This window comes from Streptomyces sp. R28, from assembly GCF_041052385.1.
Lineage (GTDB): Bacteria > Actinomycetota > Actinomycetes > Streptomycetales > Streptomycetaceae > Streptomyces.
The window spans coordinates 682,455-704,734 of sequence record NZ_CP163439.1; the positions used below are offsets into that span (position 1 = coordinate 682,455).

Genomic DNA, 22,280 nt, shown 5'->3' on the forward strand with positions numbered 1-22,280 from the left:
GGGCGTGAACGTCATCTTCCCCACCCTGCGCCCCACCAACACCATCGTCCTGGTCGTCACCATCATCGAGGCCCTGCGCGCCTTCGACCTCGTCTTCGTCTTCAACAAGGGCGCCGAAGGCACCGAACTGCTCTCGATCCTGGTCACCAACAACATCATCGGCGAGTCCAGCCGCATCGGATACGGCTCCGCCATCGCCGTCGTCCTGCTGCTGATCTCCCTCGTCGTGATCATCCCCTACCTCGTGGCCACCTTCCGCAAGGAGCGGCGCGCATGAGCACCCCCACCGCCGTGCTCGGTGCGCCCAAGCAGCGCACCCCGATCCGCCCCGGCCGGATCCTGCTGCACGTCTTCCTCGCCACCATGGCCCTGGCCTGGCTCGCCCCCCTGCTCTGGGCGGTCTACGCGGCCCTGCGCCCGTACTCCGAAACATCCGCCAAGGGCTACGTCTCCTGGCCCGACAAGCTGACCTTCGAGAACTTCACGAACGCGTTCACGCAGTCGGACATGACGCACTACTTCGGCAACACGATGCTCATCGCCGTGCCGGCCGTGCTGGTGCCCCTGTTCCTGTCCTCGATGGTCGCCTTCTACGTCAGCCGCTTCGACTTCCGCATCAACCTCTTCCTGCTGCTCGTCTTCACCGCCGGAAACCTCCTCCCGCAGCAGGTCATCATCACCCCCCTGTACCGGCTGTACCTGCTCATCGACCTGCCCGGCATCACCATGAGCGGCAAGCTCTACGACTCCGCCCTGGGCCTCGTCCTCATCCACGTCGCCTTCCAGTCCGGCTTCTGCGCCTTCGTGCTCAGCAACTACATGCGCTCGCTGCCGCACGAACTGACCGAAGCCGCACTCGTCGACGGCGCCTCCGTGTGGCGGCTGTACTGGCAGATCACCCTCCCGCTGTGCAAGCCCGCCATGGCCGCCCTCGGGACCCTGCTCTCCATCTGGATCTACAACGACTTCTTCTGGGCCCTCGTCCTGATCTCCACCGGCGAGAACATGCCGATCACCTCGGCCCTCAACAACCTCTCCGGCCAGTACTTCACCGACCCCAACCTCGTCGCCGGCCGGCGCCCTCATCACCGCCGTCCCGGTCCTCGTCGTGTACTTCCTGCTCCAGCGCCAGTTCGTCAGCGGCCTCACCCTCGGCGCCAACAAGGGCTGACGTCTCCTCATTCGCCTGTTCCCTGCTACCTCCCGGAGCATCACCAGTGAGCACTGAACGCCGCCTTCGCCTGCCCGGCATCGCCTACGGCGGCGACTACAACCCCGAGCAGTGGCCCGAGGAGGTCTGGGCCGAGGACATGCGCCTGATGCGCGAGGCCGGGGTGACCATGGTCAGCGTCGGCATCTTCTCCTGGGCGCTGCTGGAGCCCGCCGAGGGCGAGTACGACTTCGCCCGCATGGACCGGTTCCTGGACCTGCTGCACGAGAACGGCATCGCCGCCGACCTGGCCACCCCGACCGCCGCGCCGCCCGCCTGGTTCTTCCGGGCTCACCCGGAGGCCCTGCCCGTCGACCGCGACGGCCGCACGCTCTCGTACGGCAGCCGCCAGACGTTCTGCCCGTCCAGCCCGGCCTATCGCACCGCCGCCCTGCGCATCACGCGCGCCTTGGCCGAGCGCTACGCCGACCACCCTGCCGTCATCATGTGGCACATCCACAACGAGTACGGCTGCCACAACGCGGCCTGCTACTGCGACGTCAGCGCGGAGGCGTTCCGCGGATGGCTGCGCCGTCGCCACACCGACGACCTGAAGGCCCTCAACCACGCCTGGGGCACCACTTTCTGGAGCCAGTGGTACTACGACTGGGACGAGATCCTCCCGCCCCGAGCCACCGGCGCCGATCCCAATCCGGCCCATCGAGCACTCCGCCGGAGCCGTCAACTGGCAGCCCGTCAACCGCGCCAAGGGGCCCGGCGAGATGCGCCGCAACGCCCTCGCCCACGTCGCACACGGCGCAGACGGCATCGCCTTCTTCCAGTGGCGTGCTGCCAAGGCGGGACTGGAACGCCCGCTGGGCCCTGGAACAGCCTTCCCAGCCCAGCGGCGAGCTGCGCTTCCAGGACCTCGTACGGGACTGGTACCGGACGCTGTGGCAAGCCGGCGTGGCCGTGGATTTCGTACGCCCCGACGACGACCTGTCCTCGTACCGCCTGGTGCTGGCACCCAGCCTCTATCTGGTCGACGACGAGGGCACGAAGAACCTGACCGCCTTCGCCGAACGGGGCGGCACCCTGGCCGTCGGCTTCCACAGCGGTGCGGTCGACGAGAACTGCCACATCCGGCTCGGCGGCTACCCGGGTGCCTTCCGGAACGTCCTCGGTGTGCGCACCGACGAACTCTTCCCCCTGTTGCCCGGCGAGACGCTCCACCTCACCGGGGCGGTCCCCGCGGGTGCCACCGCCACCCTGTGGTCCGAGCGCGTCCGGCTCGCGGGCGCCGAAGCGGTCGCCTCCTACGGCGACGGGCCGCTGCAGGGCGTACCTGCCGTCACCCGGCACTCCCCCGGCGACGGAACCGCCTGGTATGTCGCGACTCGCCCCGACCCCGCGACCCTCGCCGCGCTGCTGGCCCGAATCTGCGAAGAGGCCGGCGTGCAGCCGGTCCTTGCCACCCCGGCGCACGGCATCGAGGCCGTCCGGCGCAGCGGCACTGACGCCGACTACCTGTTCCTGATCGACCACGGCGGAAGCGGCGCCCAAGTCCCCGCCGAAGGCGTCGAACTCCTCACCGGCCAGGCCGTCAGCGGATCGGTCACCGTTCCCGCAGGGGGTGTCGCGGTCGTGCGCGAGGCGCACTGACAGGTGCCGGGGTCGAACGACTGCGATGCCGCCGGCCCGACGAGCGGCATCGCGGTCGGACACGGCGGCGCCGGCAGGAGCCGCACCTACCGAAGTACGTGGGCCGTCCGCGACACCCGCAGCTCCGTGAGGTACCGCTTGGTGACCCGGCCTCCGTATCGCCTGTCGATCAGCCCGGCGATGCAGCCCAGGAGTCCCTCCCTGGCCGCCGGCGGCAGCGCCCGGTGGCCGGAGTAGGTCCGCAGCACCTCCAGGTATTCCGCCGTGGTGTACGTCAGGTCCCACTCGTAACGCCGGAGGACGACAGGGCCGAACCTGCCGCTGCGTGCGACCTCCTCCACGTGATCCGAGGTGTCGACGTCCTGTGCGGCAGGAGGCCGCAGCCCCGGCGGGGTGGCCGGATCGAAACGCTCGTAGCAGTCCTGGACCTCGGCGAAGAACTCTTCGGTGCCGCCCGCCACATGCTGCGTGGCGACCACGGCGAGGGCCCCACCGGGCCGCAGCGCGTCGGCGGCTCTTGCCATCCGCACCGCCGGATCGATCCAGTGGAACGCCGTCGCCGAGACGACCACGTCGAACGGCTCCTTCGACAGTGGCCAGCTCTCGAAGTCCGCCGTCACGATCTCCACCGCTTCGAACCCGGCCAGGTTGCGCCGGGCAACGGCGGCCATGCCCGCGCCCAGCTCGACGGCGGTGATCCGGCAACCCCGCTCAGCGAGCGGCAAGGTCGCCTTGCCGGTACCCGCCCCCACCTCAAGGACACGGCAGCCGGGAATGGCACCGGCCAGGTCGGCGAGGTCGTCGAACAGCTCCGTTGGATACCCGGGCCTGGCCCGGTCGTACAGCTCCGCGTCCTCGTCGAAGGTCCGGCTCAGGTGGACGCGGTTCGCTTCGTGCGGCGTGTCGTCGCGCATGGCAGCACACTAGGGCCTGTTCGACCTCCCCCTGCCCCCCAGGGGTTCGGCCGCCACCGTGGTGAGAACCGTGTCGCCGAGGATGTCCGCGACTTCCTTCCAGTCGGTGAGCGACATCGTGAGCGGTGGCAGGAGCTTCAGTACGTGGCCGAGCCCCGAGGTCTCGGCCACCACGCCGGCGCGGAACAGAGCTTGCCGCACCCCGGTGGCGGTCTCGGTGTCGGTGAATCTGAGTCCGCTCATCGCTCCCTTGCCGACGGCCTCGGCGACCCCGGCCGGGAGGGCGTCGATGATGCTCGCGAGGCTGGTGCGGATCGCGGTGGCCAGTTCGGCGGCGTGGGCGGTGAAGTGCGGGTCGCTCCAGTGGTCGAGGGCCGCGGAGCCGGCCACGAAAGCGAGGTTGTGGCCGCGGAAGGTGCCGTTGTGTTCACCGGGCGCCCACCGGTCGGTCTCGGGGCTGATGAGCAGGGCCGCCATCGGCAGGCCCATGCCGCTGAGCGACTTCGACAGGCACACGAGGTCGGGGCGGAGCTCGGGGGTCTCCTCGAAGCTGAAGAAGGTGCCGGTGCGTCCGCAGCCTGCCTGGATGTCGTCCACGATCACCAACGCGCCGGTGGCGTCGGCGAGTTCGCGGATCCGGGCCAGCCAGGGGCGGGGCGCCGTGTGGAGTCCGCCCTCTCCCTGGACCGTCTCCAGGAGGATCGCGGCGGGCGGGCCCGTGCGGGTGCCCTGGCCGAGGGCGGCCTCCAGTGCGGCGACCGGGTCGGTGCCGGAGGGGCCCGCGGCGTCGCCGTACGGGAGGATCGTGACGTCGGTCAGGGGTACCCCGGCCGCCCCGCGCAGCAGCGGGGACGTCGTGGCGGCGAGTGCCCCCAGGGAGGCGCCGTGGAATCCGCCGGTGAAGGCGATCACCTCGGTGCGTCCGGTGACCTTGCGGGCCAGCTTCAGGGCGGCCTCGACCGCGAGGGTCCCGGCCGGGCCGGGGAACTGGACCACGAAGTCACCGAGGCCGCGCGGCTCCAGGACGAGGGCGGAAAGGCGTTCCAGGAAGTCGGCCTTGGCCGTGGTGTGCAGGTCCAGTGACTGCACGGGGCCGCCGGCCGCGAGGTAGGCCGTCACCCGTTGGACGATCGCGGGCGGGTTGTGGCCGTAGTTGAGCGATCCGGCGCCGCACAGCAGGTCGACGTAGCGGCGTCCGGAGGTGTCCCAGAGGTGGTGTCCGGCGGCTCGCTCGAACACCACCGGGAAGTCGCGGCAGTAGCTGCGTACGTTCGACTCGTGACGTTCGAACACCGCGAGGGGCGTCCGTTCGGTCTCGGTCATGTCAGCACGTACCTTTCATCGATTCCGCCGATCCATCGATCCAGCGGTCTGTTCGTTCTCATGACGCGTCTGCGAACGGCGTCACTTGACCAGGACCGTTCCGTCGCCGGGGCGGTGGTCTCGGGAGCGGCGGAGGTCGCTGAACGCGAACGTCCGCTGGAGCCAGCGGTCACGGCCGTCGTAGCGTGGGGTGAACGCCGAACGGCCGTGCAGGGTGACCCGGTTGTCGACGATGGCGAGGTCGCCGGGGCGCAGCAGCACCCCGGTGTACGCGCGGTGGGTCACCTCGCCGAGTTCGGCGAGGGCCGCCCGGCCCTCGGGGGTCGTGCCCCGGGTGGCCGCCTCGTCGAAGCACCAGTCCGGGTCGTCCGGGTCGCCGGTGAGGACGGCGTGCGCCGTTGCCTCGCCGGTCGCGCCGAAGGACGGCGGTGCCTCGGTGACGTACTCGGGCCTGCCGAGCGCCTCGCGGGTGCGGGGCGTGAGCAGCGGCAGGACGCGCCGTACGCAGCTGGTGCGCAGTTCCGCGACTCCCTCGTGGTCGGGGCGCAGGCACAGCAGCATCACGTAGTCGGGCCGGTGGGGGTGGAAGGCGTTCTCGGTGTGGAAGGTGAGTTCGACCGAGCCGACGTTGCCCTGGATCTCCTCCTGACCGGGCACCGGCACCACGTCCTGGACGAGGGCACCGGACTTCTCCGCCGCGAAGGCGGCCGGATCGCCGAGCCCGGCCGCGAACAGCAGCAGCATCGCCGCCGGGAGGGAGGGGGTGTGCTGGACGGACCCCTTCACCATGGGGGTCGGGGGCAGGTGCCCGGCGCCGATGGGGAGCTTCCTGAGGACGAGACTTCCGTCGGGTCCGCAGTGCCTGCGGAACTCCCTTACGGTGCGCCGTACTTCGGTGGGGGTGTCCTCCCAGGCTAGCCGGGCGTTGTCCACCCAGGCCGGGTCGTCGACCCGTCGCTCGCCTGGTCCAGCAGTTCGGTCGCCACCTGGCCCAGCCCGGCGAGGGTGCGGGTGCCGTAGCGCACCGTGCCGTCGGCGCTCGCCGGGGCGTACGGTGCCTGCGTCGTGTCGACGCTGCTCACGTGCGTGTTCCCTTTCGCTCGCGTCGTCACTCGCCCATGGCCTGGACGAGGCTCTTGGGGCGCAGGTCGGTCCACTCGCGCTCGATGTACTCCAGGCAGGCGGTGCGGCTGTCGGGGCCGAAGACGGTGGTCCAGCCGGCGGGCACGGCGGTGAAGTCGGGCCACAGCGAGTGCTGGCCTTCGTCGTTGGCCAGGACCTGGTAGACGCCGTCGGGGTTCTCGAAGGGGTTGGTCATCGCGGATCAGTTCCTTTTCCGGTCGTTCTCGGTGCGGAGGAGGGCGGCCACGGTCCGGCCGATGGATTCGGCCGATCGGCCGAGCAGGAGGTCGAGGTGGGCGACGTCGACGTCGTGGACATCGATCCGTCCGGTCACATGGGGGCGCCAGTCGGCCGGGTCGAGCAGCGGCTCGCCGGGCGCGCTGGGACGCAGGGCGTGGAAGAGCACGGCATCGCCGTCGAAGGTGCGGGGCACGTGCCGGAGCGTGAGCCGTCGGATGTGGGCGCCGACCCGCACCAGGTCGGCCCGGAGCTCCTGCGTGAGCTGCACCGGTCCGTCCTCCGGGATCGGCACGTGGTCCCGCAGCTGCTGCTCGGTCGGTTCGACCCCGTCGTGGTCGATGTGCGGGAGGTGGGTGTCGAGCAGTATCAGCGCCTCGACGGTCTGTCCGGCCTCCCGCAGCTGTACGGCCACCTCGTGGGCGAGCAGCCCGCCCATCGAGCAGCCGAGCAGCCGGTACGGTCCCGACGGCCAGGCCTCGCGGATGAGTTCGACGGCCCGCTGCGCCATCTCGCCGATGCTGCCGGGCAGTTCGTCGTCGCCGTCGATTCCGGCGGCCTGGACGGCGTACAGGGGCGTGTCCTCGTCGAGGTGCGGGCCGAGCACCGCGTAGCACCAGCCGATCCCGTCCACGTGGTGCAGGCAGAACAGCGGGGTGCCGGAGGCCGAGGTGTTCCGCAGCGGCAGCAGCGGGGCCAGCGCGTCCGGGTCGCCCTCGGTGGGGCCGGCGTCCAGCCGTTCGGCGAACGCGGCCGCCGTAGAGGCCTCGAACAGGGTCCGCACCGAGACACGGGCGCCCAGTTCGGCGCGGACCCGGGCGATGAGCCGCGTACCGAGGAGGGAGTGGCCGCCGAGGGCAAAGAAGTCGTCGTCGGCGGAGACCTCGGGCACGCCCAGTACCTCGGCGAACAGCCCGCACAGCAGTGCCTCCCGCGGGGTCCGCGGTGCCCGGCCGGTACCGGCGGCGGTGTCCGGCGGGGCGGGCAGCGCCCTGCGGTCGAGCTTGCCGTTGGCGTTCAGCGGGATCGCGTCGACCTCGACGAACGCGGACGGCACGAGGTACGCGGGCAGCGTCGCGGCGAGCCGGGCCCGTAGTTCGTCGGCGACGAGCGGCGCGGAACTCTGCTGACGCGGCACGACGTAGGCGACCAGCCGCTGGTCGCCCGGACGGTCCTCGCGGGCCATCACGGCGGCGCGTGCGACCCCGTCGAGCGCGGTCAGCGCGGACTCGATCTCGCCGGGCTCGATCCGGTAGCCCCGGACCTTGACCTGGTCGTCGACGCGTCCGGCGTACTCCAGCACCCCGGCGCGGTTCCAGCGGGCCCGGTCGCCCACCCGGTACATGCGGGCGCCGGGCGGGCCGTACGGGTCGGCGACGAACCGCTCGGCGCTCTGGCCGGGCCGGCCTGTGTAGCCGCGGGCGAGCCCGGCGCCGGCGAGATACAGCTCGCCCCACACCCCGTCGGGGACGGGCTGGAGGTGCTCGTCGAGCACGTAGACGCGCGCGCCCCCGATGGGGCGGCCGATGGGCACCGGTCCCGCGGCGAGGTCGTTGTCCGGTTCGAGCCGGTGGACGACACAGCCGACGGTCGCCTCAGTGGGACCGTACTCGTTGATCACCACGGCCTTGGGGTGCCTCTCGCGCCACGCCTGCAGGGCGGTGCCGTCGAGTGCCTCGCCGCCGATGACCAGGTTCCGGGCGTCGCAGACGCGGTCGGGCAGCGACTCCAGCAGCCGCAGATGGCTCGGGGTGACCTTGAGCAGGTCGGGGGTCGGAGTGTCGTCGTCCAGTTCCCCGAACCGCACCCGGCCGCCCGTGACCAGCGGCGTGAACAGCGTGGTCACCGGCATGTCGAAAGCCAGGGAAGTGTGGACCAGGGACTCGCCCGCGGCGGCCGGGTACATCGCTGCGGCCTCGCTCAGATAGGCGGCGAGCGAGCCGTGTTCGACGACCACTCCCTTCGGGCGGCCCGTCGATCCGGAGGTGTAGATCAGGTAGGCGGCCTGCCGGGGGTGGACCCGGGCTCCCGGGTCGCCGTCCGCGGCCGCGCCGTTGTCCGGGACGGCGGCAAGGGCGTCCTCGTCGAGCACGATCGCGGCGCCCGCGTCGGCGACGAGGGCGTCGATCCGCGCCCGGGGGTTGGCCGGGTCGATCGGCAGGTAGGCGGCCCCGGTCTTCAGGACCGCGAGCAGAGCCACGACCACCTCCGGGCGGCGCGGCAGCACCACGGCGACGACGGTCTCCGGTCCGGCCCCGAGCGCGGCCAGGTGCCGGGCGAGCCGGCCTGCGCGACGGTTCAGCTCGTCGTACGTCAGCTCCGTACCGTCCGCGACGACGGCCACGGCGTGCGGAGTGCGCGCCACCTGTGCCTCGAACATCTCCGGCAGCGACGCCTGCGGCAGCGGCCGGGCGGTGCCGGCCCGCCGGACGAGCGCGTCCTCGCGTTCGGCGGGGGTGAGCAGGGGCAGGGCGTGCAGGGGACGCGCCGGGTCGGCGGTCACCTCCTGAAGCAGGCGCAGATAGCGGGCGGCAACGCTCTCGGCGGTGGCACGGTCGAACAGGTCCGAGGCGTACTCGACCCATCCGGACCAGCCGCTCTCACCGTCCTCGCCACCCTCGACGCCCTCGAGACCCTCGACGAGCGTCAGCGACAGGTCGAACTTGGCGCGGTCACCGTGCACGTCCCCGACGGTCACGTCGAGTCCGGGCAGGGTGGGCGCGACGGCTTCCTGATTGACCGTCAGCATGACCTGGAACAGCGGGTGCCGGGAGCGCGAGCGCGCCGGGTTGAGGACCTCGACCAGCTGCTCGAACGGCACGTCGGTGTGGTCGTACGCCGCCACGTCCGCCGCTCGCACCCGGTCCAGGAGCTCCTCGAACGTGGGGTCGCCGGAGGTGTCGGCGCGCAGCACCAGGGTGTTGGCGAACAGCCCGACGAGGTCTTCGAGCGCGGTGTCCGGGCGGCCTTCCACGGGAGTTCCGATCACGATGTCGTCGCCGGCGCCCAGCCGGTGCAGCAAGGTGACGAGCGTGGCGTGCAGCACCATGAAGGCGCTGGCGCCCCGGTCCCGGCCGAGCGCTTCGATACGGCCGCGCAGTCCGGCCGGCACCGTGAAGGGCACCGTGCCACCGCGCTGGGAGGCGACGGCGGGCCGGGGGCGGTCGGTGGGCAGCTCGATCTGGTGGGGGATCCCGGCCAGCTCCCTCGTCCAGAAGTCGACCCGGTCGGCGGGCAGTTCCCGCTCCCACAGCGCGTAGTCGGCGTATTGGACGGGCAGCGCGGTCCAGTCGGGGGCGCGGCCGGCGAGGCGGGCGGCGTAGGCCGTGGAGAGGTCCTCGGCGAGGGGCCGCATGGATGAGCCGTCGCCCGCGATGTGGTGCAGGAGCAGCAGCAGGGCGTGTGCCTGCTCCCCGTCGGTGAACAGTACGGCGCGGATGGGCAGTTGGTGGTCCAGGGAGAACGGCATCCGGGCGGCTTCCGCCATCCCCGCGTCGAAGTCGGCCGGGTCGTACGACCGGATCGCGAAGCGCGGTTCCGTGTCGACGACGACCTGGTGCGGCCCCTCCGGGCCCTCGGCGATCACGGTGCGCAGGACTTCGTGCCGCCGGACCAGGTCGCCGAAGGCGTTCCGCAGGGCGTCCCTGTCGAGGGTGCCGGTCATCCGCAGGACGACGGGGATGGTGTACGTCTGCGCCTGGCCGTCGAGCCGGTCGAGGAACCACATCCGCCGCTGCGCCGCCGACAGGGGCACCCGCTCGGGCCGTTCACGCCGGACGAGCGGGGGCCGTACGGCCTCCGTCGGCCGCCCCGACAGCAGTCCCGCGAGTCCGGCGACGGTCGTGTGCTCGAAGACGTCCCGCATGGACAGCTCGGCGCCGAAGTCGGCGCGGACGCGGTTGACCAGCCGTGCGACGAGCAGGGAGTGGCCGCCGAGGCGGAAGAAGTCGTCGTCGGGGCTCACGTCGGGCACGCCGAGGACGTCCGCGAAGAGGTCCGCCACGCGCCGCTCCGTGCCCTCGGCGGGCGGTCGGCCCGAGCCGTTGGTGCCGAGGTCCGGGGCCGGCAGCGCCTTGCGGGCGATCTTGCCGTTGGCGGTCAGCGGCAGGGTCTCCAGTACGACGAAGGCGGCGGGGACCATGTAGTCGGGCAGCGCCCGCGCGGCGGCGGCGCGCAGGGCGGCCGGGTCCGCCGGGCGATCCGGCTCCGGCACCACGTAGGCGACCAGGCGCTTGTCGCCGGGGGTGTCCTCGCGGACCACCACGGCGGCCGCGTCGATGCCGGGCTGAGCCGTCAGGACGGCCTCCACCTCGCCGAGTTCGATGCGGAACCCGCGGATCTTGACCTGGTCGTCCACGCGGCTGACGAACTCCAGCAGTCCGGCGGCCGTCCAGCGGGCCAGGTCGCCGGTGCGGTACATCCGGGATCCGGGCGGGCCGAACGGGTTGGCGACGAAGCGCCCGGCGGTCAGGCCGGGACGTCCGTGGTAGCCGCGGGTGACGAGGTCGCCCGCGACGTACAGCTCCCCGGCGGTGCCGACGGGCGCCGGGCGCAGCAGCGCGTCCAGCACGTACATCTGCGTGTTCCAGGCGGGCGTGCCGATCGTGATGACGCCGGGTGGGACGGGGTCGCCGGGTGCGATGCGGAACAGGCTGCAGCCGATGGTCGTCTCGGTCGGGCCGTACTCGTTGAGGACGGTCACGCCGGGGTGCCGGGTGCGCCAGGCGTCCAGCACGTCGCCGAGCAACGACTCGCCACCGAGGACGAGTTGGCCGCCGGGTGAGTACTCCTCGGGCACCACGCCCAGCAGGTGCAGATGGCTGGGGGTGGCCTTGACGAAGTCGGGCCGGGTGACGTGGGCGTCCGGGTCGGGGCCGCCGGCGGTCCAGCGGACCAGTTCCACGGTGCCGCCGGAGATCAGCGGGCCGAACATGCCGGTGGCGGTGAGGTCGAAGGAGACCGGCGAGTGCACCAGGACGCGTCGGCGCAGGCTGTCGTACTCGTGCGTCGCCCAGGCCAGGTAGGCGACCAGCGAACGGTGCTCGACGACGACCGCCTTGGGTCGCCCGGTCGAACCCGAGGTGAAGATGACGAACGCGGCGTGCTCGGGCCGCCGGTCCACCCCGGTGAGCGGGGCGGGCGACTGCTCCGCGGTCGCCGGATCGCCCGTGTGGATGACTGGTGCATCCGTCAACGGGCTTACGGCTTCCGCGAGTTCGGCAGTCGTGACCACAGCGGCGGGAGCGATGTCGCCCAGCATGAAGGCGAGCCGGTCGGCCGGGTGCGCCGGGTCGAGCGGCAGGTAGCCGGCGCCGGTCTTCAGCGCGGCCAGCAGGGTCACCGGGATGTCCTCGCCGACCGGCATCAGGACGGCGACATACCGCTCCGGACCAGCGCCCAGGGCGATCAGGTGCCGGGCCAACTGGTTGGCGCGGGCGTCGAGTTCGGCGTACGACAGTTCGGTCGCGCCGAAGACGACGGCGGTGGCGTCCGGGGTACGGGCGGCCTGGGCCTCGATCAGGTCGGTGAGGGTGGCCGACGGCACCTCGTGGCCGGTGGTGTTCCACTCGGTGAGCAGCAGCCGCCGTTCGTCGTCGTCCACGATGTCGAACTCCCCTACCGGGCGGCCGGGTTCGGCGGTGACGGCGGTGAGCAGACGGGTGAAGCGCGCCGCGATGCGGGCGGCCGAGTCGCGGTCGAACAGGTCGGTGGCGAACTCCAGGAGCCCGCTCACCCCGCCCTCGGGCCGCTCGGTGAGGAAGAACGACAGGTCGAACTTGGCTGCGGGCGACGCGACCGGCTGGACCAGTGCAGTGAGCCCGGGCAGGTCGACGGCGAGGTCGAGCGCGGCCTGCTGGTCGGCGTTGTTGAAGTTCAGGCCGGTCTGGAACAGCGGGTGCCGGGCGGTGGAGCGCGCCGGGTTCACCGCTTCCACGACCCGCTCGAACGGCACGTCCTGGTGGGCGTAGGCGGCCAGGTCGGCGGCCCGCACCCGGCGCAGCACCTCGGTGAAGTCGGGGTCGCCGGTCAGGTCGGTGCGCAGCACGAGGTTGTTGGCGAAGAAGCCCACGAGGGGCGTCAGGGCGTCATCCGTGCGGTTCGCGACCGGTGAGCCGATGACGATGTCGTCGCCCGCGCCGAGCCGGTGCAGCAAGGTGGCCAGAACGGCGTGCACGACCATGAAGACGGTCGTGTGGTGCTCCCGGGCGAGCCGGACCAGGCCCGTGTGGACCTCGGGTTCGACGGCGAAGGGCACGGTGTCGCCGCGATGGGTGGGCACGGCGGGCCGCGGCTGGTCGAAGGGCAGCTCCATCTGCTCGGGCAGCCCGGTGAGCGTGCCGCGCCAGTGGTCGAGCTGCCGGGCCAGGGCACTGTCCGGATCGTCGGCCGCGCCCAGCGCCCGCCGCTGCCACACCGCGAAGTCGGCGTACTGGACGGGTAGTCGGTCCCAACCGGGCTCCTCGCCCCGGGTCCGGGCCGCGTAGGCGGTGGCGAGGTCGCGGGCGAGCGGGGCCATGGAGGCGCCGTCGCCGGCGATGTGGTGCAGGGCGAGGAGCAGGACGTGCTCCCCGGCGCCGAGGTCGAACAGGGTGGTCCGCAGCGGGGGTTGGGCGGTGAGGTCGAACGGGGTGCGGACGGCCTCGGCCAATCGTGCCGCGAGCCCTTCCTCGTCGACGCTCACCACGGTCAGCGGCGGCACCGACGGCAGGACGATCTGGTGCGGGCCGTGTCCGTCCTCGGCGAAGACCGTGCGCAGCGCCTCGTGCCGCTGCGCCACGTCGGCCAGGGCGGCCGTGAGCGCGGGCACGTCGAGGTCACCGGTCAGCCGCAGCGCGACCGGCAGGTTGTATGTCGGGGACGGGCCCTCGAAGCGGTGCAGGAACCACAGCCGTTCCTGTGCGTACGACAGCGGCAAGCGCCCGTCGCGCGGCTGTGCGGTGAGGCCGCCGCGGCGCGGTCCGCTACCGGCGAGCCGGGAAGCGAGCTTCGCCACGGTCGTCGCCTCGAACAGCACCGACAGTTCGATGTCGACGTCGAGGGCGGCGCGGATGCGGCTCGCCAGCCGGGTCACCAGCAGGGAGTGGCCGCCGAGCGAGAAGAAGTCGTCGTCGATGGAGACCTCGCCCGCGCCGAGCACTTCGGCGAACAGCCCGCACAGGATCTCCTCCTGCGGGGTGCGTGGCCCGCGTCCGGTGGTGTGCGTGATGTCGGGGGCGGGCAGGGCCCCCCGGTCGAGCTTGCCGTTCGGGGTGAGCGGCAACGCGTCCAGGGTGACGATCTGGGCCGGGACCATGTACTCGGGCAGCCGGGCGGCGAGGCGGTCGCGTACGTCGTCGGCGGCGTCGAGCGGGGTGTCCGGGTCGGCGGGGACGACGTAGCCGACGAGCCACTGGCCGTGGACGGCCGCGGCGGCCCGGGCGACGGCCGGATGGTCGGCCAGCGCGTCCTCGATCTCGCCGAGTTCGACTCGGAAGCCGCGCAGCTTGACCTGGTTGTCGGCGCGGCCCAGGTACTCCAGCTCGCCGTCCGCCGTCCAGCGTGCCACGTCCCCCGTGCGGTACATGCGGGATCCGGGCGGGCCGTAGGGGCTCGCGACGAAACGCTCGGCGGTCAGGGTCGGCCGGTCGAGGTAGCCGCGCGCTAGCTGAACGCCCTCGCAGTAGAGCTCGCCGGGCACGCCCGGCGCGACCGGGGCCAGATTGGCGTCCAGCACGTACATGCGGGTGTTGGGGACGGGGCCGCCGATCAGGACGGTCTCGGTGTCCGGGCCGGCCGACCAGGTGGTGACGTCGACGGCGGCCTCGGTCGGGCCGTAGGCGTTGAGGAGCACGGCGTCCTCGTTCGCCGCGTGCTCGTGGAATCGGCGGACCAGTTCGGCGGGCAGCGCCTCGTCGCCGGAGACGACCAGGCGCACCGAGGCCGGCAGCCGGGACTCGGCGAGGTAGGCGCCGAGCATCGAGGAGCTGAGGTGGACGACCGCGACGCGCTGCTCGCTCATCAGCCGCTCCAGGTAGAGCGGGTCGCGGTGGCCGTCGGGGCGGGCGACGACGAGGGTGCCGCCGTGGGTGAGGGTCCAGAAGACCTCCCACACCGACACGTCGAAGCTCACGGGGGTGGACTGCAACACCCGCTCACCGGCGGTCAGTTGATGGTCGCGCTGCATCCACCACAGGCGGTTGGCCATGCCCGCGTAGGTGTTGACGGTGCCCTTGGGGCGGCCGGTGGAGCCGGAGGTGTAGATGACGTAGGCGGCGTTGTCGCCGTGCACCGGCACGCCCGGGTTCTCCGCGCGCCCCCCACTCTCGGGTCCGACACCGCTCTCCGGCCCGATGCGGTCGAACCCGTCCACGTCCCGGTCGGATATGAGCAGGGTCGCGCCGGAGTCGTCGAGGATGTACGCGATCCGGTCGGCCGGATAGCCGGTGTCGATGGGCACGTACGCGGCGCCCGCCTTGAGCACCGCCCACAGGGCCACGATCAGGTCCACCGAGCGCGGCAGCATCACCGCGACCCGTGACTCGGGGCCGACGCCCCGGCCGCGCAGGGCGTGCGCGAGGCGGTTCACGCGGAGGTTCAGCTCGCGGTAGGTGACGCGCTCGCCCTCGAAGAGGACGGCCTCGGCGCCCGGGTCCTGCGCCTCGAACCGCTCCACGATCGACCGCGGGTCGTCCCAGGAGAGGCCGGTGTCGTTCCAGCCGTGCAGCACCAGGGCGCGGTCGTCGGGGCCGAGTACGTCCACCTCGGACAGCCGCTGTGCGGGGTCGGTGGTGACGTGCTCCAGGATGCGCACGAACCTGGCGGCGAAGCTCTCCGCCGTCCGCCGGTCGTACAGGTCGGTGGCGTACTCCAGGCGGCACAGCAGCCCGCCGTCCTCGTGGACGTGGCAGTCGAAGTGCACGTCGAACTTGGCGGTGCCGCTGGTCACCGGGCCCGGGTCGGCGGTGACGCCGGGCAGGTCGAAGCGGGCCTCGGTCAGGTCCAGCCAGGCCAGCATCACCTGGAAGAAGGCGTGCCGGGAGCGGGAGCGCTCGGGGTTCAGCTCCTCCACGAGGCGTTCGAACGGGACGCCCTGGTGCGCGTAGGCGGCGAGTCCCGTCTCCCGGACGCGGACCAGCAGCTCCTCGAAGCTCGGGTCGCCGGAGGTGTCCATGCGGTAGACGAGGGTGTTGATGAAGACGCCCACCACGTCGTCGAGCGCCGAGTCGGGCCGGTCGGCGATCACCCCGCCGAGCGGGATGTCCTCGCCCGCGCCGAGCCGGGTCAGCAGCAGCGACACGGCGGCCTGGAGGATCATGAACGGGGTCGTGCGGGTACGGCCGGCCAGGTCCAGCATCCGCTGGTAGAGCTCCGGGCCGACGGGGAACTCCACATGGTCGCCGCGGTGTGTGGCCACCGCCGGGCGCGGCCGGTCGCCGGGGAAGGTGACCTCGGGCGGGAGGCCGTCGAGGTGCTGCTTCCAGTGGTCGATCTGGCGGGGCAGGTCCGCGGCGAGCGTCTCGCGCTGCCAGGTCGCGAAGTCCGGGTACTGGACGGCGAGTTCGGGGAAGCCGGGTGCGTCGCCGCCGGTCCGGGCGCGGTAGGCGGCCGTGATGTCCTCGGCCATCGGGCGCAGCGAGGCGCCGTCCGCCGCGATGTGGTGCACGACCAGCAGCAGGACGTGGGTGTCGGGGCCGGTCTCGTACAGCGTCGTCCGCAGGGGCACGTCGCGGGTCAGGTCGAAGGGGCGGGCGGCGTCGGCGGCCAGGTCGGGGGCGGCGTCCCGGACGAACTCCGTGGTGTACGGCGTCTCGGGCGGCAGGACGACCTGGTGCGGGCCGTCGGCGTCCTCCGGGTAGACGGTGCGCAGCGCCTCGTGGCGGGCGACGAGGTCGGCCAGCGCGCCGCTGAGGGCGTCGGCGTCGAGGACGCCGGTCAGCCGGATCTGCAGGGGGATGTTGTACGTGCCGGAGGTGCCCTGGAGGCGTTGCAGGAACCACATGCGTTCCTGGGCGAACGACAGCGGGATCCGGTCGGGCCGTTCCTCCGCCGTGATGCGCTTGGCCTGGGGAGACAGGCGGGTCAGGCGTTCGGCGACGCCTGCGACGGTGGGGTCGGCGAAGAGGTCCCGCAGGGACAGGTCGACGCCGAACTCGTCGCGCACCCGGTGGACCAGACGGATCATCAGGATCGAGGTACCGCCGAGCGCGAAGAACTCGTCGTCGACGCCGACCCGTTCCACGCCGAGGACGTCGGCGACGATGGCGCACAGCGTCCGCTCCTCGGGCGAGCGGGGCTCACCGCCCCCGACGGTGCGGGCGGTCCTCGCGGGAGCGTCGGCCGCACGAACACCGGTGACGAGCAGCCGGTCCTCCTCGCTCACGGCGGCCAACTCACCGGTGTGAACGTCGAGTCCGGCGGCCGCGCTGCCGATCAGGTCCGCCAGGAGGTCGGCGAGCCGAGCGACGGCCGTGGCGTCGAAGGCACCGGCGAGGTAGGAGAACCTCAGCCGCAGCCGCTCCCCGGGGAAGACGGAGAGGCTGACCGGGTAGTGGGTGCGCTCGACGAGGTGGGCGTGGGCGAGGCGCAGGCCGCCGGCCTCGATGCCGTCGCTCATCGGGTAGTTCTCGAAGGCGACGACGGTGTCGAACAGGGCGTCGAAGCCGGTCGCGCGGGTCATCTCCGCGAGGGAGGCGTGCTGGTGGGGGTGGAGGGACTGCTGCTCGTGCTGGAGCCGGGCCAGCAGCGCGGCCAGTGGTTCCTCGTGGTCGACGCGGACGCGGACCGGCAGCGTGTTGACGAACAGTCCGACCATCGACTCCGCGCCGGGCAGCTCGGGTGGCCGCCCGGAAACGGTCGCGCCGAACACTACGTCGTCGCGGCCGGTGAAGGCGCTCAGCAACAGGCCCCACAGGCCCTGCACGACGGTGTTGAGGGTGAGCCGGTGCGCACGGGCCGTCGCCGACAGCGCGTCGGTCAGTGCCTCGGGCAGGACGAGCTCATGGACGTCGTGCGCGTCGCAGGTGCGGTCGGCGGGGGCGAGCAGAGTGGGTCCGGCGAGGCCGGCGAGCTGCCGGCGCCACACCTCGGCGGAGGCCTCGTGGTCCTGCCGGCCGAGCCACGCCAGGTAGTCGCGGTACGGGGCGGCCGGGGCCAGTTCGGTGCCGCCGTACAGGGTGAACAGGTCGCGCACCAGCAGCGGCAGGGACCAGCCGTCCAGCAGCAGGTGGTGGTGGGTCAGCACGAGACGGTCGCCGAGCGCGGTGAACCGCAGCAGGGGCGGCCGGACGACGCTGAAGCCGCGGGCCCGGTCGCGGGCGAGGAACGCCTCCAGGTCGTCCTCGTCGCGCTGCTCCCAGCCCACCTTGACGTCGGCGGGGACCATCTGCACGGGTGCGCCGGCCGAGCGGCTGCGGAAGGCGGCGCGCAGGTTGGGGTAGCGGCGCAGCAGGGCGGTGGCGGCGGCCCGCATCCGGTCGGCGTCGAAGCCTCCGTCGATCTCCAGCACGAGCTGGCCGACGTACGGGTCGTCGGGCTCGTACAGCGCGAGGAAGAGCAGTCCCTCCTGGAGCGGGGAGAGCGGCAGGACGTCCGTGGCGCCGCGGAAGCGGTCCAGTTCCTCCTGGGTGATCCGCACGTGCGGCACGTCGGAGACGGTGAGGCCGCCTCGCGTGTGCGTGGCCAGCTCGGCCAGGGCTCCGGTCCACGCCTCGGCGAGGGCACGCACGTCGGCCTCCGTGAGGACGCCCGAGGGGTAGGTCCACTCGGCGGTGAGCGCGCCGCCACGGACGTAGGCGTCGATCTGGACGGCGTGGGTGAGGGCGAGACGGTCGTCGGCGAGCAGTTCCACGGCCGTTTCGCCCTCGGCGAGGTGCCAGCCGCCGAGGTCCTGTGCGTCCAGCCGGCCCAGGTAGTTGAAGGAGATCTGGGGCGTGGGCAGCCCGGCGAGGTGGTCGCGCAGCAGGTCGTGGCCGCGGCCGCCGTGCGGGACGGCGCGCAGCTCCTCCTTGGTGCGCTTGATCAGGGCGGCGTCGGTCTCGGTGCCGGGGCCCAGGCGCACCGGGTGGATACGGGTGAACCAGCCGACGGTGGTGGACAGATCCATCCCGTCGGGCAGGTGGTCGCGGCCGTGGCCCTCCAGGTCGACCAGGACCGGTCCCTCGCCTCGGTGGCGTTGTACGGCCGCCGAGAGCGCGGCGAGCAGGATGTCGTCCGGGGTCGCCCGGTAGGCGGCGGGCAGGGTGGTCAGCAGGGTGCCGGTGAGGTCGGCCGGGACGGTGACGGTGATCGAGCGGGCGGTGCCGTGGACGTCCTGGGCGGGGTCGAGCGGGCGGGCGCCGAGGACGGGCTCGGAGGCGGACAACAGGTCTTTCCACAGGGGGATTTCGTCGTCCGGCAGTATGGCGAGGTGCTCGGCCCAGCGGCGCAGGGACGTCCCCGGCGGGGACAGTTCGCCGTCGGCGAGCGCCTCGGCGAGGTCGGTCAGCAGGACGCGCCAGGACACTCCGTCGACGACCAGGTGGTGGAGCACGAGCAGCAGCCGGCCGGACTCGAACCACACGGCCCGCACCATCACCCCGTCGTCGGGCGACAGCGCACGCCGGGCGGCCTCCTTCTGCCCGGCCACGTCCTCGTCCCCGGCACGGGTCAGGCACTCCTCGGCCCGTACGGCGCCCACGGGCCGGATGCGCCGGCCTCGCATGCGCAGGGCGTCATGCCGGTCGAGCAGCTTCTGGAGGGCGGCGGCCATCCGGTCGTACGACAGTCCGGGCCGTGCGGCGAGGAGGAGGGACTGGGCGAACCCGGCGGTGGGGCCGGCGCGTTCGGCCAGGCGCCGGGCCATCGGCGTCACGGGGAGCTCGCCGACCGGGTCGTCCTCGACGGACGGGGTCGCCGGTGCCGTCGCGGCGACGGTGGCGAGCCGGGCGACGGTCGGGTGGTCGAAGACGTCCTGGGGGGTGAGGCGCAGGCCCTGGCGGCGGGCCCGGCTGACGAGCTGGATGGCGTGGATGCTGTCCGCGCCGAGGGCGAACAGGTCGTCGTCCACGCCCAGTTCGGGGCGGCCGATCAGGTCCGCGGCAAGCGCGTGCAGGGTGCGTTCGGTGCCGGTCTCTGGCGCGCGTCCGCCGACGGGCCGCTCGGGGGCGCGCAGGGCATGGCGGTCGACCTTGCCGTTGGGGGTCACCGGGATCGACGGCAGGACGAACACGCTCACCGGCACCATGTGCGCGGGCAACCGGTCCGCGAGGTGGGCCCGCGGGTCGGTCTCCGGTGTGCCGGTCACGTAGCCGACGAGCTGCCTGGCGCCGGCGGCGGAGTCGTGGACGAGGACCACGGCCTGCTCGACGCCGGGCACCGAGGCCAGTACGGCCTCGACCTCGGCGGGTTCGACGCGCTGCCCGTTGATCTTGACCTGGTCGTCGGCGCGTCCGACGAACTCCAGGTCGCCGTCGGCCCGGCGGCGCACCAGGTCGCCGGTGCGGTACATGCGGGTGCCGGCCGGTCCGTGGGGGTCGGCGACGAACCGCTCGGCGGTCGGGCCGGGGCGGTCGAAGTAGCCGCGGGCGAGCTGGACGCCCGCGAGGTACAGCTCACCGGTGACGCCGTCCGGGACCGGTTGCAGGGCCGGATCGAGCACGTAGGCACGGGAGTTGTGGGTGGGCGTGCCGATGGTGACGGGCTCGCCGGGCGCGCAGGCGTGGGAGGTCGCGGTCACCGCGAACTCGGTGGGCCCGTAGGAGTTGTGCAGCCGCGCGCCGCACTCGCGGTGGAAGCGGTCGGCGAGCCCGGCGGGCAGTGCCTCGCCGCCGCAGCTGACCATGCGCAGGGAAGCGGTCGGGATGTACTCGTCGAGGAACGGGCCGAGCATCGCCGGGACGAAGTGGATGACGGTGGCGTGTTCGTCGCGGACCAGGCGGGCGAGGTAGGCGGGGTCGCGGTGGCCGTCGGAGCGGGCGACGACGAGGGTCGCGCCGCGGGTGAGGGTCCAGAAGACCTCCCACACCGACACGTCGAACCCGATCGGCGTCTTGTGCACGACCCGGTCCGCCGGGGTGAGCCGGTACTCGTCCTGCATCCAGGCGAGCATGTTGCCGATACCGGCGTGGGTGACGACGGTGCCCTTGGGGCGGCCGGTGGTGCCCGAGGTGTGGATGACGTAGGCGGCGCTGTCCCCCCGCGGGACGACGCCGGGGTTCGATTCGGGCTCGCCCTCGCCGAGGGTCCGTACGTTCTCCTCGTCGAGCACGAACGACACGCGGGCGTCGGCGAGGACGTAGGCGATCCGCTCGGCCGGGTAGCCGGTCTCGACGGGCACGTACGCGGCGCCGGTCTTGAGCACCGCCCACAGCGCGACGATCAGGTCGGACGAGCGGGGCAGCTTCACCGCGACCCGCGACTCGGGTCCCACACCCCGTCCGCGCAGGGCGTGCGCGAGCCGGTTGACGCGCGCGTGGAGTTCGCCGTACGTCAGCCGCTCGCCCTCGCAGACGACGGCCTCGGCGGTCGGGTCCTGGGCCTCGAACAGCTCCACCAGTGAGCGCGGTTCGGCCGGGCGGGCGGTGGCGTTGCGGGTGTGGAAGCGCTCCTGCTCCGTGTCGTCGAGCAGGTCGAGGGCGCCGATGGGCCGGTCGGGGTGCTCGGTTGCGGTGGTGAGGAGGCGGGCGTAGCGGTCGCGGTGGGCGGCGGCCGTGTCGGGGGTGAAGCGGCCGGGGTGGGCGTTGACGGTGAGCTCGATGCCGTCGCCGGCCTCGGGGTCGCCGTAGGCGTGCAGGGCCAGGTCGCGTACCGGTCCGGAGGCCAACTGGTGTGCCTCGGCCTGGACGGGCCCGAAGGGCAGGCGGGCGGCGGCGAAGGAGAGGACGTTCAGGGACGGGCCGTTCAGGGAGCCCGGGTGGGCCGTGGCGGGGAGGTCGCGGCGGAGTTCGTCGTGCGGGTAGCGCTGGTGGCGGGTGGCCTCGGCCAGGCGGGCGGCGACGCGGTCGAGCAGTTCGGTGAAGGTCGTCGAACCGTCGACGGGGATCCGCAGCGGCACGTCGTTGACGAGCATGGCGGGTGTCGCCAGGGCGTGCGGGCTGAGCCGGGCGGCCATGAACGCGCGGACGAGGACGTCGTGAGCGCCGGTGACCCGGTGGGTGTGGGCGGCCATGGCGGCGATCACCGGCAGGGACCAGCGGGACCCGGTGAGTCCGCGCACGCGCAGGGCGGTCTCCTCGGGCAGCCGGAGATTCGCGCCGGGCAGGCTGGGTGCGAGTCCCGTGGCTCCGGAGCCCAGCTCGGTCGACTCGGGCAGGTCGGCGAACTCCCGCTGCCAGTAGGCGCCGTCGCGCTCGTGCCGGGCGGAGCCGAGGTAGGCGTTCTCCTCGGACAGGACCTCGCTGAGCGTGCCGAAGCCGCTCGCGGGTGGCTGCTCGCCCGCCGCGAGGGCCGTGTAGACCTCCAGCACACGGCGGCAGTGCAGGACCTGTCCGTAGCCGTCGAGGAGGATGTGGTGGTAGCGGAAGTGGAACCAGTGCCGGTCGGAGCCGAGCCGCAGCAGGGTGTGCCGGAACAGCCGGTCGCCGGTGACCGGGACGGGGCGGGCCTGGTCGGCGTCGATCCAGGCCCGCGCGGCGCCGACCGGGTCGGCCTCGCCGCTGAGGTCCAGGTACTCCAACTCCCCCGTGACGGACGGGTCGACCGTCTGCCGAGCCGTCTCCCCGTCCTCGTGGAAGCGGACCCGCAGTGCCTCGGTCTCGGCCACGGCCTGCTCGACGGCCCGGGTCAGCAGGGCGCGGTCCACGGGGCCGGGGACGTCGTAGTAGATGCCGCAGGTGTACAGGGGGCTGTCGGGGGCGAGGCGCTGGGCGACCCACACCCCTTGCTGGGCCGCCGTGAGCGGAAGCGCAGTGCTCATC

At 72.8% G+C, this 22,280-nt stretch carries 4 protein-coding genes and 4 pseudogenes; 3 read left to right on the forward strand and 5 right to left on the reverse strand.

Annotation, left to right across the window (positions count from 1 at the left end):
* Window positions 1-7 precede the first annotated feature (7 nt).
* The 3 pseudogenes from AB5J49_RS02905 to AB5J49_RS02915 form a co-directional block, all read left to right on the forward strand.
* Window positions 8-277, forward strand: a pseudogene (locus AB5J49_RS02905) (sugar ABC transporter permease); the annotation flags it as partial.
* Window positions 274-1,171, forward strand: a pseudogene (locus tag AB5J49_RS02910) (carbohydrate ABC transporter permease). The pseudogenes AB5J49_RS02905 and AB5J49_RS02910, both read left to right, overlap by 4 nt.
* Before the next feature lie 139 nt (window positions 1,172-1,310).
* Window positions 1,311-2,812 (forward strand): annotated as a pseudogene (locus tag AB5J49_RS02915) (beta-galactosidase).
* A gap of 86 nt (window positions 2,813-2,898) precedes the next feature.
* Here AB5J49_RS02915 and AB5J49_RS02920 read toward each other — a convergent pair.
* From AB5J49_RS02920 to AB5J49_RS02940, 5 genes and pseudogenes are all read right to left on the reverse strand, one after another.
* Entirely contained in the window at window positions 2,899-3,726 is an 828-nt protein-coding gene (locus AB5J49_RS02920) for a class I SAM-dependent methyltransferase (RefSeq protein WP_369166892.1), read from the reverse strand.
* A gap of 9 nt (window positions 3,727-3,735) precedes the next feature.
* The gene (locus AB5J49_RS02925; protein ID WP_369166893.1) at window positions 3,736-5,049 is read right to left on the reverse strand and encodes a diaminobutyrate--2-oxoglutarate transaminase; all 1,314 of its coding nucleotides are present in this window, start codon (window positions 5,047-5,049) and stop codon (window positions 3,736-3,738) included.
* A gap of 81 nt (window positions 5,050-5,130) precedes the next feature.
* Window positions 5,131-6,131: pseudogene (locus AB5J49_RS02930) on the reverse strand (TauD/TfdA family dioxygenase).
* A 26-nt stretch (window positions 6,132-6,157) separates the two neighbouring features.
* Window positions 6,158-6,367 carry an MbtH family protein gene (locus AB5J49_RS02935; protein ID WP_369166894.1) on the reverse strand — a complete coding sequence of 70 codons (210 nt, stop codon included), beginning with the start codon at window positions 6,365-6,367 and terminating at the stop codon, window positions 6,158-6,160.
* 6 nt (window positions 6,368-6,373) lie between these two features.
* Window positions 6,374-22,279 carry an amino acid adenylation domain-containing protein gene (locus tag AB5J49_RS02940; protein WP_369166895.1) on the reverse strand — a complete coding sequence of 5,302 codons (15,906 nt, stop codon included), beginning with the start codon at window positions 22,277-22,279 and terminating at the stop codon, window positions 6,374-6,376.
* Between the last annotated feature and the right edge of the window lies 1 nt (window position 22,280).